This window comes from Chitinophagales bacterium (assembly GCA_041392475.1).
Taxonomy (GTDB): Bacteria; Bacteroidota; Bacteroidia; order Chitinophagales; family UBA2359; genus JAUHXA01.
In genome coordinates this window covers 901541-913547 of the sequence record JAWKLZ010000002.1, presented here as the reverse complement: position 1 = coordinate 913547, position 12007 = coordinate 901541, and the positions used below count along the sequence as shown (strand labels likewise).

Sequence of the window (12007 nt, the reverse complement as noted above, 5' to 3'; positions counted from 1 at the left end):
ATAACGATAAGTAGCAATTGCCTCTACCATTTGATCAAAGCAGAACCCCATGTAAAGCCGCTTCCAAAAGCTGCCAAACAAACCAAATCTCCTTCTTTGACAAGTCCTTTTTCATAAGCTTCACAAAGTGCAATTGGAATAGAAGCAGCCGTTGTATTCCCGTATTTTTGGATATTATTGTACACCTGATCATCTCTCAACCGAAGGCGTTTCTGCACAAACTGACTGATGCGAAGATTGGCCTGATGTGGAATCAACATATCCAAATCAGACAGCTCATAATTGTTTGCTTTGAGGGCTTCCATAATTACCTCTGGAAACTTAGTTACCGCATATTTGAAGACATAAGGGCCATTCATTTCTGGATAAATATCCTTTTCTTCCCACATTTTTTCACTCAGCATCAACTCACCATATTCCGCATCTTCATTAAAACCAAAGCGTTCTTTTCCCAAATGTATGGCCGAGTGAGAACCAAAATTAATCATTGCCAACTGTTCGGCATGTTCCCCATCGGCATGTAAATGTGTAGAAAGTATGCCCCTACCTTCTCCATCTGCTGCCGCCTGTAATACAACAGCCCCCGCACCATCACCAAATATAGCGGTAACGTTTCGCCCTTTTGTGCTAAAGTCCAGTCCAAAAGAATGCAATTCAGCACCTACTACAAGCACATTCTTGTACATTCCCGTTTTTACAAACTGATCTGCTACCGAAAGCGCATAAATAAATCCACTACATTGATTTCTGACATCCAATGCTCCAATACCAGGAATACCCAATTGACGCTGCAATAGAACACCACTTCCAGGAAAATAGTAGTCAGGGCTGAGGGTGGCAAACACAATAAAGTCAATATCTTTTGGCTCAAGTCCCGCACGTTCTATGGCAGTCCGAGCAGCTTTAGTTCCCATTGTCGAAGTAGATTCTTCAAATCTTACCCCATATCTTCTTTCTTTTATACCTGTTCGTTCCTGAATCCATTCATCCGAAGTATCCATAACTTTAGCCAAGTCGTCATTTGTCACCACTCTTTCAGGTACATAGTAACCAATTCCTGCAATTTTTGAACGTAACATATTGATATTTAATTGTTTGTATTATATGTGATTGTTTGTCAAGCTAACAAAAATAAGTTTTTTTTTTTAATTTTAGATTGTTACCTAAAACTCAATAACAGTCTATATGTAAATAATTAAAGGATTCAATTTCTTTACCTAAAAAATCAACTTCAATCGCAATAATGATTTAGGGTATTTGATAGAGATATATTATCTATCATTTTTTATTAGTTTAGATATTTTCCTTAGATTTGAATAAACATTTTTATCAAAACCAATCAAAGATTTGTTTATTTCAACTTTACAAGTTTGATGAATAACAAGTTGGATATGTGAGAAATGATGAAACAATCTTCTGAATTATCGGATAAAGAAATCATACAGCTTTTAAAAGACACAGGAGATACGCAGTATTTTGGCTTGTTGTACGACAAATATGCGCCGAAAGTCTATCAAAAGTGTATTTCGATGGTAAAAAACGAAGACAATGCCAGAGATTTGGTTCATGACATTTTGGTAAAAGCTTTTGTGAAAATCGGCACCTTCAGAGGAGATGCCAGTTTTTCTACTTGGATTTACCATATTGCCTACAATGCATGTATTGATTTTTTGAAAAAAGAACAAAAAAACAATACACAAATAATACGAGATGTTGTACTAAGTGATACAGAAAACATTGAAGATGAAGTAGAAGATGTCGAAATAAAAGAAATGCGATTGGAGCGGTTGGAAGAAGTTTTTATACTTTTAGACCCCGATGAAAAAACGCTTTTGTTGATGAAATACCAAGATGAGCTAAAAATTAATGAAATAGTAGAAATACTGAATATATCAGAAGGAGCGGTGAAGATGCGTTTAAAAAGAGCAAGAGCTAAACTCAAAAAAATGTATGAACAAAAATCTATACTTCAATGACAGATGAAAATTACATTCAAGCATTCCGTCAACTTGGCAAGAAGAAACCTATTCCAGAAGATCTGAAAGAGGAGGTGATGAATAGTGTGGATTCGATGAAGTTTATATTGGATTTGGCTGATTTATTTTTTGTCAAACCCATTGAAGCCAATATTGATATGACCAATACCTTCTTTGAAGATTGATTCGCCTGCACATATATTAAGAAACAAGATAAACTAAAAACTACTTCAAAATCTTGTTTTTTTACTGTAATTCCTTATCTTAGTATCTGCTAACACAAGAAAAGATTCTATAGTATCATTTCTTGACAAAAAACGAATGTATTATGAGCAGAACGATAGAAATTAAAAAAGAAATCACCATAAAATTTGCAGGCGATTCAGGGGATGGAATGCAGCTCACAGGCAGCCAATTCACCAACAATACAGCCTTGACAGGTAGCGATATTGCCACATTTCCCGATTTTCCCGCCGAAATACGTGCGCCACAAGGCACACTTGCAGGTGTTTCAGGATTTCAACTCCATTTTGGAAGCATTCCCATTTTCACCCCCGGTGACCACTTCGATGTATTAGTCGCCATGAACTCTGCAGCCTTAAAGACCAATCTCAAAAATATTAAAAGAGGTGGAACAATTATCGTTGATACAGAAGGCTTTGACCGCAAAAATCTCCGATTGGCAAAATATGATGTGAATCCACTCGAAGACGATACCTTAGAAGGTTATGAGGTATATAAAATGCCGATTACCAAGCTTACCCGTGAATGTTTGAAGGAAATCCCATTGGGAACAAAGGAAAAAGACCGTTCCAAAAATATGTTTGTCTTGGGCTTTCTCTATTGGAGGTACAACCGCAAATTAGAAAGTACCATTCAGTTTTTGAAAGCCAAATTCAAAAGTAAACCTGATATATTAGAAGCCAACCTCAAAACGCTCAATGCGGGCTATCATTTTGGAGAAACTACCGAAACCTTCACTACCCGATATGAGGTGAAAGCTGCTCCCCTTCAAAGTGGTACATATCGCAGTATCATGGGAAATGAAGCATTGGTCATCGGATTGATTACTGCTTCCAAAAAACTCGGATTGCCCTTATTTTACGGTTCTTATCCAATTACTCCAGCCTCCGATATACTGCATGGACTCTCCAAATACAAAAACTTTGGGGTAAAAACTTTTCAGGCGGAAGATGAAATTGCAGCCGTTTGTTCTGCAATTGGAGCATCTTATGGTGGCAATTTGGCCATCACAGGTACTTCTGGTCCCGGACTTGCCCTCAAAGGAGAAGCCATTGGTTTGGCAATGATTTTGGAACTACCACTGGTAATTTGCAATATACAGCGTGGAGGCCCTTCAACGGGTTTGCCCACCAAAACCGAGCAGTCCGATTTGCTGCAAGCCATGTATGGACGAAACGGGGAATGTCCGATGCCTGTTATTGCAGCCCATTCTCCTTCCGACTGTTTTTATACTGCCATTGAAGCCTGTCGAATTGCGGTGCAGCACATGGTTCCTGTCGTTTTGTTGAGTGATGGCTACATTGCGAATGGTGCAGAACCCTGGAAATTTCCCAATGCAGACGACATTCCTGATATGAAGGTGCAATTCAAAAAACCACAAGCGGCAGGAGAATCATTTCTGCCTTACGACCGAAATGAACAATTGGTGCGGGAGTGGGCCATTCCTGGCACTGCTGGTTTGGCGCATCGCATTGGCGGATTGGAGAAAGAGGATAGAACAGGGAATGTGTCTTATGACCAAGCGAATCACGAGTTTATGACTAAAATTCGCCAAGCCAAAGTGGATAAAATTGCAGATTTTGTACCCGAACAACAAATGGAAGTAGGAGAGGACAGAGGCAGTGTTTTGGTACTTGGATGGGGTTCTACTTATGGCGTTATTAAATCGGTGGTGAAAGATTTGATAGAAGAAGGATATAGTGTTTCACACGCTCACCTCCGCTATCTCAACCCTTTTCCTCGAAATCTGGGTGAAATGTTGCTCAATTTTGATAAAGTATTGATTCCTGAAATCAACAATGGACAACTTTCTAAATTGATTCGAGATAAGTACTTATTGAAGGTCGAGCAGTTCAACAAGATTCAAGGCGTTCCGATTGCGAAAAGTGAATTGAGGGAGGTGATTAAAGGATTGCTTTAGGAAGACTTTTCTGCAATGGCAAATTTATTCGTCCTTAATGACTCCAAAGTTAATAATGTAAAAAACAATACAAATGGCTATAGATACAATCAAATCCAACGGTACACTCAAAGCAAAAGATTTTGCTACGAATCAAGATGTTCGTTGGTGTCCGGGGTGTGGGGATTACTCCATTCTTTCGCAGGTACAGAAAGTGATGGCGGATTTGGAACTGAACAAAGATGAAGTGGCAGTGATATCAGGTATTGGCTGCTCCTCTCGGTTTCCTTACTACATGGAAACCTACGGAATGCACTCGATTCATGGACGTGCGCCAGCTTTTGTATCGGGTTTGAAGATGGCAAATCCTGGCCTTTCTATATGGATGGTGACTGGTGATGGCGATGGTTTGTCTATTGGCGGTAATCACCTGCTACATATTCTTCGCCGAAATTTTGACTTGAATATTTTGTTGTTCAACAACCAAATATACGGTTTGACTAAGGGGCAATATTCGCCAACTTCGGAGTTGAGCAAAGTCACCAAATCTACTCCAATGGGTTCGTTGGATAGACCTGTCAATCCGCTGGCATTTGCGATGGGCGCAGATGCTTCTTTTGTGGCGAGGTCAATGGATAGAGACCCGAAACATTTGCAGGAAATGCTCCTTAGAAGTCACGCTCACAAAGGCACTTCTTTTTTAGAAATTTACCAAAACTGCAACATCTTCAACGATGGCGCTTTCTTTTCGTTTACTGACAAAGACACCAAACCCGAAACCGCCATCTTTTTGGAGCATGGCAAACCCTTGGTATTTGGCAAGGAAAGCAGTAAAGGGATTCGTTTGGACGGATTGAGACCAAGAGTTGTTGATTTAGAGGGTTCAGGCTTTACCGAGTCCGACCTTTGGATACATGACGAAACGGATATTTACAAAGCGCAAATATTGACTCGCTTTTTTGATAATCCAAGTACGGTCATTACAGAAGATTATTTGCCAAGACCTTTTGGGGTTTTGTATGCAGTTGAGCGTCCTTGTTATGAAGAGATGCTTTACGATCAATTGAAGGAAGCAGTCGGCAAAAAAGGAGAAGGGGATTTGAACCAACTCATTGCAGGTAATCAAACTTGGACGTTGTACAACATTAAATGAAACGAACAATTGAAGAAATAAAGGAATCTGGAACTTTCCGGTTAATTGATCACTCGATTACCCACAATCAATTCCTGTATAGAGGAAGTGCTGATTCAGGTATAAACAAAGACATTCTAATTGAAGGTGCAGAGTATTTATCGATTCCCATTTATTTAACCGATTTCAAGATATACAAAGGAGGATTTAAAGACGAAGAAATCACATTTAAGAAGTTTACATCGCGGGGAGCCTGTAACGTATTTGTTATTGAAGAAAATGGTTACAAACATTATGTCGTAGCGCACAGGATACTAATTCAGGAAAATGACTATGAAGCGTTAGAAACAAGTATTCCGATAAAACGAGAGCAACCTTTGACTTCCGATGACATACAGGAATTAGCCAACAAAATAAAAGGGGAGATTGATAACAAAGGTCCTCAATTTGTGATTGACGAGTATATTCAAACTGGTGAATGGGAAATTCTTGAATAAAAAACGTTGTACAACAACACATATAGCTTATGGCGGGTGAACGGCTGCCAGCAAGGCTTTCGCTCCGTAGCCAGCTTTGGTTTCGGGAGATAGGAAAGTGCTTTGAAACCGCCACAAGCCATATGCAAACCGATTGAGTGACGAAATAAATCACAGATTTTGAATATTTCGCAGATGGATTGGTTGTAATTTCGGAGTCAATCAATTGAATTGTCAATAGTTTTAAAGCCAATAATTATTCGCTAAATTAAGCGTAAATAATTGATTGTCAATAAGTAAAAATCTTACTTCTTGCATCTTTAATTTTTCGTTTAAAGTCTAAACTTTCTAAAACAAACCAACTATGTCTAATCACCTTGTAGCGATTTTTGGTGGAGCTGTATCTGGTGCAGAAGCTGCTTATCAGTTTATCCAACGCAATATTCCCTGTGTCGTTTTTGATCAAAATACTTTGCCCTACGGCAAAATTGAAGACGGTTTACCCAAATGGCACAACAAGTTGAGAGACCAGGAAGAAGAAAAAATCAACGAAAAATTGAGCCACGAATTGGTGCGTTTTGTGCCACATATTCGTTTGGGGCGAGAGATTTCGTTTGAAGAATTGGTGAATTGGGGATTCAGTGCGGTGATTTTGGCGATTGGTGCTTGGCGAGATAGACCGTTGCCGATTGAAGGCATTGACGACTATGTGGACAAAGGTTTGATTTACCAAAATTCGTTCATTTATTGGTTCAATCATTTTCACGAGCCCAACTACAATGGGCCACAATTTGAAGCACTGGACAATACAATCGTTGTGGGCGGTGGCTTGGCTTCTTTGGATGTTTTGAAGGTGCTGATGATACTGACCGTTCAGCGAGCATTGAAGGAAAAGGGACATGAAGTGAATATGTTTCAGCTGGATAGAAGTATTGCGAAGGTATTGGATCAGTTGGGCTATACTTTGGAGGATTTGGGTTTGAAGGGAGCGACATTGTATTACCGCCGCCGAATCAAAGATATGCCTCTGTCGCCTACACAAGCAGATTCTCCCGAAAAAATGGAGAAGGTGAGGATGATTCAAGAAAAGATTTTGAACAACTACCAAAGCAAATACCTCTTCAATGTAAAACCGCTTCATGCGGCTGTGGACAAAATCGTGGAAAATGGGCGTTTGGTAGGATTGGCTTTCAAGCAAACTGAGTTGGTAGATGAACGCATTGTACCGATTGCAGGGCCAGAAACGTTTGTTTGGGCTTCACAGGTGATTTCTTCTATCGGAAGTATTCCACAATTGATTAAGGGAATTCCTGCTAATGGACAAGTGTTTGACATCAACGAAAATAACTGTTGCCAATTGGAAGGTTATCCCAATGTTTTTGCTGTTGGAAATACGGTGACAGGTCGTGGAAATATCAAAGATTCGATGAAGCACAGTCAAATAGTAACAAAAGAATGGATAGATACTTACCTTGACACAGAACTATCGGGGGCAGTTTATGGTGATGCCTTTGAAACAAGGGCTTTGGATACTGCCGAACAGGTGGAATCTATTGCGAACAAGATAAGTCATTCACCTAGTCTTTCGGACGAGAAACTTAATGAACTACATGAACGGGTATCGGAACTTCAACAATTGTCGGGATATGAGGGTGATTTTAGGGCTTGGGTGAAGACACATTTGCCTGTGCGATTGGAGGATTTGTTGGGAGAAACGCATTAAGGCACTTAGTTGTCGAATAAGTCGTCTAAAGTCAGAATTTGATCTATCAATCCAATGCTATGTTCGTTGTGTAGTAAACCAAAAGTAGTAATTAAGTTCACAAATATTTGCTTAGAAGTTTGGGTAACGGCTTTGAAAATAGCCATCTTTTCTTGTAAGCTTTTGGCATAGGTTTTTGTCATGACAAAAAAAGTATTGTAAAACTTGATTTCAAAAAGATTGATTACATGATCGTTTCGGTCAATAAGTAGATCTATCTGTATGCCCTGCATATCCTGATTTCCTTGTTGATAAAAAGAGGAGGATTCTGAATAAACACCTCCAATGCTCAAGGCTCTCTTTATCTGTGGGTTGTGTTTTAGACAAATTCCTTCAAAGGTATAGCCACTCCAACTTTTGTAGGTTTGAGTCTGACTTAGTTTTTGCCAAATATTCTCTCCCTGATTAACCGTTCCTTCAATGAATTGCAGATAAAATAAAGAGTATTCATCTGTCAATCTATACAATACATTTTTCTTCTTTTTTCCATAGGGATAATAGGAAGAAATAAAACCTGAATGAATCAATTCATCCAAAACTCTATTAATGCCACCTCCATCAGATAGTTGTGCATTCTTTACCAATTCTATTCGGGTCAGTCCTTGTCTTTTTGAAGCCAAGGCTCTGATAATAGCAATGTGATTTTCTGCATTTTTGAAGAGAGCAGGATAGAGTCTTGAAAACTCTTTTTTCAGTAGTCCTCCTTTTGCAAAACAGATAGCATCAATGTTTTGAGCAGCACTTTTGCCCCGCACTATTTCTTTGAGGTAATGCGGAATACCTCCCATTGCCATATACAGTTGAATGATTTGATAACGATCCAAATGAATGTTTCTATTTTTGAGGTACATTTCTGTTTCCTTCAAATTAAACGGCTCTAAGTCAATCCGTTTAGTGATTCTATTGTGTAGTCCTCCTTTGTGGTCGATAACTTTCTGAATCATCCATGAAGCCGCAGAACCACAAATGACCACAATAATATTTTGTTTTACTGCCCAACTATTCCAAAAAAAACTCAATCCTTGTAGAAAACCCGATTTGGGAGTTGCCAACCAAGGTAGTTCATCCAAAAATACTACACTTTTTTGTTTTCCATTGCCTTGTTTGGTTTTGAGGTATTGAATCAAAGCAATAAAAGCATCCAACCAATCGCTTTGTTTTTCAATAGGTTTTCCTGAAAATTCTGAAAGTTGGTAGGCAAAATTCTTCAATTGTTTTTGTTTAGAAGTATTTTGAATACCCGTTACTTCAAAATCAATGTAACCTTCATAGATAGTGTTTACCAAAAAAGTCTTTCCAACCCTTCGTCGTCCAGTGATTGCTACCATTTCGGCTTCATCAGATTGTAGTGCTTGCTCCAAAATAGTTCGTTCTTGTACTCTACCTACTAACTCTTTTTTTGTGTTTCTATTCATATTGTATTAATCACGATAATTGGCGGAATGTAAGTAAAAATAGGTAGATTCCGCCAATTATCCAAACCTACTTCTAATGAGACAAATTTTTGTTTTAACCGTAATTTTTCGATATTGCCTTTCTATTACTGCAATAATCAAAAAAAACCATCATGACCCTAACATTCCTCAATGAATTCCAAATAGATACGCCTACTTCAATGGCATTAAACACTCTACTTCAAAAGAGTTTTCCAGAGGTAGAGTACGAAGGCCGAGATTATTTCAAACAACTTCCGCATTACCGAATACTGGCAAAAGAAGGCGAGCAAATTATTGGGCAAATGGGGATTGACTTTCGGGTGATGAACTTGAATGGCAAGGTGGTGAATGTTTTTGGAGTAGTTGCTTTGTGTGTCGATTCTGATTTTCAAGGCAAAGGTATTGGCACAAAATTGATGTTGGAGTTTGAGGCAATTGCCAAACGGTATCCGAATAGAATTGATGCCTTGTTTTTGGTGACAGACTTACCACAATATTATGAAAGACTGGGTTACAAGACTTCAACTTTGCATATCACTTGGCTAAAAATTCACCAACACCAAAACTATGGTTTGGGGAAAGAACTTATTACGGATGTCTATTTTATGTACAAAATGATTTCGGATAAAGTGTGGGAAGATGGAGAGTTGGATTTGTTGGGGTATATGTATTGAAGAATGAAAATAAAAGCTCATTTTGGTGAAAAAACGAAGTAGAGTTTCTGTATTGACTAAACTGACGGAATTTATGTTTTTAATCAAAAACGCAATACCAAAGTTTCACTTCAATATTGCGCTTCAATAATTTGATAATCAACTATATTTCACTTCAATCTCAATCTTCTACAACCCCCACTTTCTTCTCCTTTAATTGAAGAAAATCCATAATCTCCTCCAAGTTCGCCCTCAAATCCTTCAATTCCGTCTGGGTTTGTTCCATTGCCGTTTTTTGACCTTCAATAGTGGATTTTTGGGCTTCAATAAGAGTCTGTTGATCTTGAATTGCTTGAATCAAAACAGGAATCAATGCCGCATAATCCACACTCAAAAACTCATCGCTTTCGTCGACAACTTCGGGAACAGTTTGTTGTAAGTCTTGAGCAATCAAACCCAATTCTCGTTTGCCTTCGGTGTTGTTTTTGTAGTGATAAATGCTTGGCTTCAAGAGCATCACCGTTTGAAGTCCATAAGGTAGAGCAGAAATATCGGTTTTCAGTCTTCTATCCGAATATTTAGAAACCTGTCCCACTATTTTTTTGGCATATACCGTTTTAAAAGGGCTATTAGCACTGCCGAGATTGAAGGCATTCGCTTTGACAGGTTCAAAATTTCCCGCAATGCCAATGCCTTGATTACCTGCCAACAATTTGCCTCCGCCGAGGGTAAGTGTTTTTTCTATAGAAACCTGACCATATTTGTCAATCAACAGAGGTTTGTCGCAATCACTACAAGCAACTCCTGTACCTGCTTGTCCCCAACCGCTAGTAGTAGGATTGCTTTGCTGGTTGCAGGGAACACAATTGCTGACACCAGGACAAGGAATGTTTGTTCCGATTTTAACACAATTTCCTTGTGCATTTTTGCAGCAATCTCCTCCGCCAACGCTACCCGAAGTCCCAATATTGGTATTCGGTTGGTATTTGATTTGTGCAGAAATAGGATGAGATAATAGCAGCATAAGGATGGCTACAAAGCTAAAATAGACTGTTTTTTTGAAGGAAAAAGGCATGATTGTATGGTTTTAACGTGTGAAATAGAGATAAAAGGAGTGAGGAGTTGCAGAAGTTTATGGAAAATAATCCTTTTTGATAAGAAAAACAATTTTATTTTCACCTCAATCGGTACATCTTAGTGTAAAATTGGCTCGATTGGATTGAAGGTTGTTGGGAGAAAGAATCTCAATACCTTGCCAACCCTGATACGATTTACCCAACTGCCAAGTAGTGCTAACTGACTTTGTACCTGCTCCTGCAAAGTGTAAACTTTGGATGGGGGCTGTTGCACCATCGCTTCTCGTAAATCTATATTGAACCGTACCTGTACCATTGAAACTAATACTGCCTTTAAATTGGATGGTTTGTGAGCATTTTCCTGCTACATTTGGATTTACTGCCGATAAAGTAGCACTGGTCACTTTTGGCGTAGCTGCTGTGCTACCTTCGCTTAGACTGAAAGCGATGATGTTGAATTTGGAGTTGGCTGGCATGGGTACTCGGTCCTGATTGTAAACCGTCCATTTACCACGAGTGTACCATATTCCAACAGGGTGGGGATTGTAAACGCTTGTCCAACATTGGGTGACGAATACAAAGGCATTGTTGGAATTGTTGGTATTGGCGTGGTTGAGTTTGGTGACATGCGGTAGTTGAATGGTAGAGGAAGATGCGGTATGTTGGAACGATTTGGGGTGATTGACCAATATATTGAACATTGCACCATCGGGCATTGCAGCACGGTCTTGGTTGAAAATGCGCCATTTTCCGCCAGAGTAATATACGCCAATGGGATGGTTGTTATAGGTTCGACTTGCGCCCCAATGTTGCGTCACCATAAGTTTTGCATCGGGTTTTCCGTTGGTGTCAGGGTGGTCAATGGTGGTGATGTGACTGCTTGTATTGTTGTTGTTGGCGGTGTGTATGAATACACCTCGGTCTGCTGTGGTTTGTACCAATACATTGAATTTTGCATCGGCAGGCATAGGTCGTCTGTCTTGTTGGAAAACAGACCATTTTCCGTTTGTGTACCATACGCCAATGGGAGAATTTACATAAGGTCCGACATTGCCATAGTCATGCGTCACGAAAAGGATTTTGTTCGGTTGTCCATTGGTGCGAGCGTGGTCAATGAGGGTGTAATTGTTCGTGGTATTGCTGGTCGTTGCGGTATGTTTGAAGGTGCTGGGTTGTGCATTTGCAGAAAGTTGAAAAGCACTCAACAAGAAGAAAAGGCAGATAAAATGCCAAGTGAAAACGGATTTTACAGTGTTTACTAACATGGTTTTTAAAGTTTTAAAAGGTTTTGAAAAAATAAAAGGAGTCATGAGCATATAGAAGGATTGAAGGAAAGTAGATTTCAGAAAGTTT

General features: G+C 39.2%; 11 protein-coding genes. 7 read left to right on the top strand and 4 right to left on the bottom strand.

Translation table 11 applies throughout. From position 1 onward, the window contains the following. Positions 1-23 precede the first annotated feature (23 nt). Positions 24-1079, bottom strand: coding sequence for a beta-ketoacyl-ACP synthase III (locus tag R3E32_17090; protein MEZ4886455.1), 1056 nt, complete (start codon positions 1077-1079; stop codon positions 24-26). Positions 1080-1400: 321 nt separating this feature from the next. On the opposite strand from R3E32_17090, the gene R3E32_17085 reads away from it, so the two are divergent. The 6 genes from R3E32_17085 (at position 1401) to R3E32_17060 (ending at position 7450) form a co-directional block, all read left to right on the top strand. Beyond that, positions 1401-1976 (top strand): RNA polymerase sigma factor, encoded by a 576-nt coding sequence (locus tag R3E32_17085; GenBank protein MEZ4886454.1) that lies wholly within the window; start codon positions 1401-1403, stop codon positions 1974-1976. After that, positions 1973-2161: a hypothetical protein gene (locus R3E32_17080; GenBank protein MEZ4886453.1), complete on the top strand. Its 189-nt coding sequence runs from the start codon at positions 1973-1975 to the stop codon at positions 2159-2161. The genes R3E32_17085 and R3E32_17080 overlap by 4 nt, the downstream gene beginning before the upstream one ends. A gap of 143 nt (positions 2162-2304) precedes the next feature. Continuing rightward, complete coding sequence (locus R3E32_17075; protein MEZ4886452.1) at positions 2305-4140, top strand: 2-oxoacid:acceptor oxidoreductase subunit alpha; 1836 nt, start codon at positions 2305-2307, stop codon at positions 4138-4140. A 73-nt stretch (positions 4141-4213) separates the two neighbouring features. Continuing rightward, positions 4214-5272: a 2-oxoacid:ferredoxin oxidoreductase subunit beta gene (locus R3E32_17070; GenBank protein MEZ4886451.1), complete on the top strand. Its 1059-nt coding sequence runs from the start codon at positions 4214-4216 to the stop codon at positions 5270-5272. Next, a complete protein-coding gene (locus R3E32_17065; protein ID MEZ4886450.1) occupies positions 5269-5748 on the top strand; it encodes a hypothetical protein in 480 nt (159 codons plus the stop codon). The genes R3E32_17070 and R3E32_17065 overlap by 4 nt, the downstream gene beginning before the upstream one ends. 343 nt (positions 5749-6091) lie before the next feature. Beyond that, the gene (locus R3E32_17060; GenBank protein ID MEZ4886449.1) at positions 6092-7450 is read left to right on the top strand and encodes a hypothetical protein; all 1359 of its coding nucleotides are present in this window, start codon (positions 6092-6094) and stop codon (positions 7448-7450) included. 5 nt (positions 7451-7455) lie between these two features. On the opposite strand, the gene R3E32_17055 is transcribed toward R3E32_17060, so the two are convergent. Beyond that, entirely contained in the window at positions 7456-8904 is a 1449-nt protein-coding gene (locus R3E32_17055; GenBank protein MEZ4886448.1) for an ATP-binding protein, read from the bottom strand. Between the two features lie 152 nt (positions 8905-9056). On the opposite strand from R3E32_17055, the gene R3E32_17050 reads away from it, so the two are divergent. Continuing rightward, entirely contained in the window at positions 9057-9599 is a 543-nt protein-coding gene (locus tag R3E32_17050) for a GNAT family N-acetyltransferase (GenBank protein ID MEZ4886447.1), read from the top strand. Positions 9600-9759: 160 nt separating this feature from the next. Here R3E32_17050 and R3E32_17045 read toward each other — a convergent pair whose 3' ends face one another. After that, positions 9760-10653 (bottom strand): tail fiber domain-containing protein, encoded by an 894-nt coding sequence (locus R3E32_17045; GenBank protein ID MEZ4886446.1) that lies wholly within the window; start codon positions 10651-10653, stop codon positions 9760-9762. A gap of 105 nt (positions 10654-10758) precedes the next feature. After that, positions 10759-11919, bottom strand: a complete 1161-nt coding sequence (locus R3E32_17040) for a hypothetical protein (GenBank protein ID MEZ4886445.1) — start codon at positions 11917-11919, stop codon at positions 10759-10761. Between the last annotated feature and the right edge of the window lie 88 nt (positions 11920-12007).

Bases quoted from the DNA above. Each gene is read 5' to 3' on its own strand.
- R3E32_17090 (MEZ4886455.1), bottom strand. From the start codon at position 1,079: ATGTTACGTTCAAAAATTGCAGGAATTGGTTACTATGTACCTGAAAGA.
- R3E32_17085 (MEZ4886454.1), top strand. From the start codon at position 1,401: ATGATGAAACAATCTTCTGAATTATCGGATAAAGAAATCATACAGCTT.
- R3E32_17080 (MEZ4886453.1), top strand. From the start codon at position 1,973: ATGACAGATGAAAATTACATTCAAGCATTCCGTCAACTTGGCAAGAAG.
- R3E32_17075 (MEZ4886452.1), top strand. From the start codon at position 2,305: ATGAGCAGAACGATAGAAATTAAAAAAGAAATCACCATAAAATTTGCA.
- R3E32_17070 (MEZ4886451.1), top strand. From the start codon at position 4,214: ATGGCTATAGATACAATCAAATCCAACGGTACACTCAAAGCAAAAGAT.
- R3E32_17065 (MEZ4886450.1), top strand. From the start codon at position 5,269: ATGAAACGAACAATTGAAGAAATAAAGGAATCTGGAACTTTCCGGTTA.
- R3E32_17060 (MEZ4886449.1), top strand. From the start codon at position 6,092: ATGTCTAATCACCTTGTAGCGATTTTTGGTGGAGCTGTATCTGGTGCA.
- R3E32_17055 (MEZ4886448.1), bottom strand. From the start codon at position 8,904: ATGAATAGAAACACAAAAAAAGAGTTAGTAGGTAGAGTACAAGAACGA.
- R3E32_17050 (MEZ4886447.1), top strand. From the start codon at position 9,057: ATGACCCTAACATTCCTCAATGAATTCCAAATAGATACGCCTACTTCA.
- R3E32_17045 (MEZ4886446.1), bottom strand. From the start codon at position 10,653: ATGCCTTTTTCCTTCAAAAAAACAGTCTATTTTAGCTTTGTAGCCATC.
- R3E32_17040 (MEZ4886445.1), bottom strand. From the start codon at position 11,919: ATGTTAGTAAACACTGTAAAATCCGTTTTCACTTGGCATTTTATCTGC.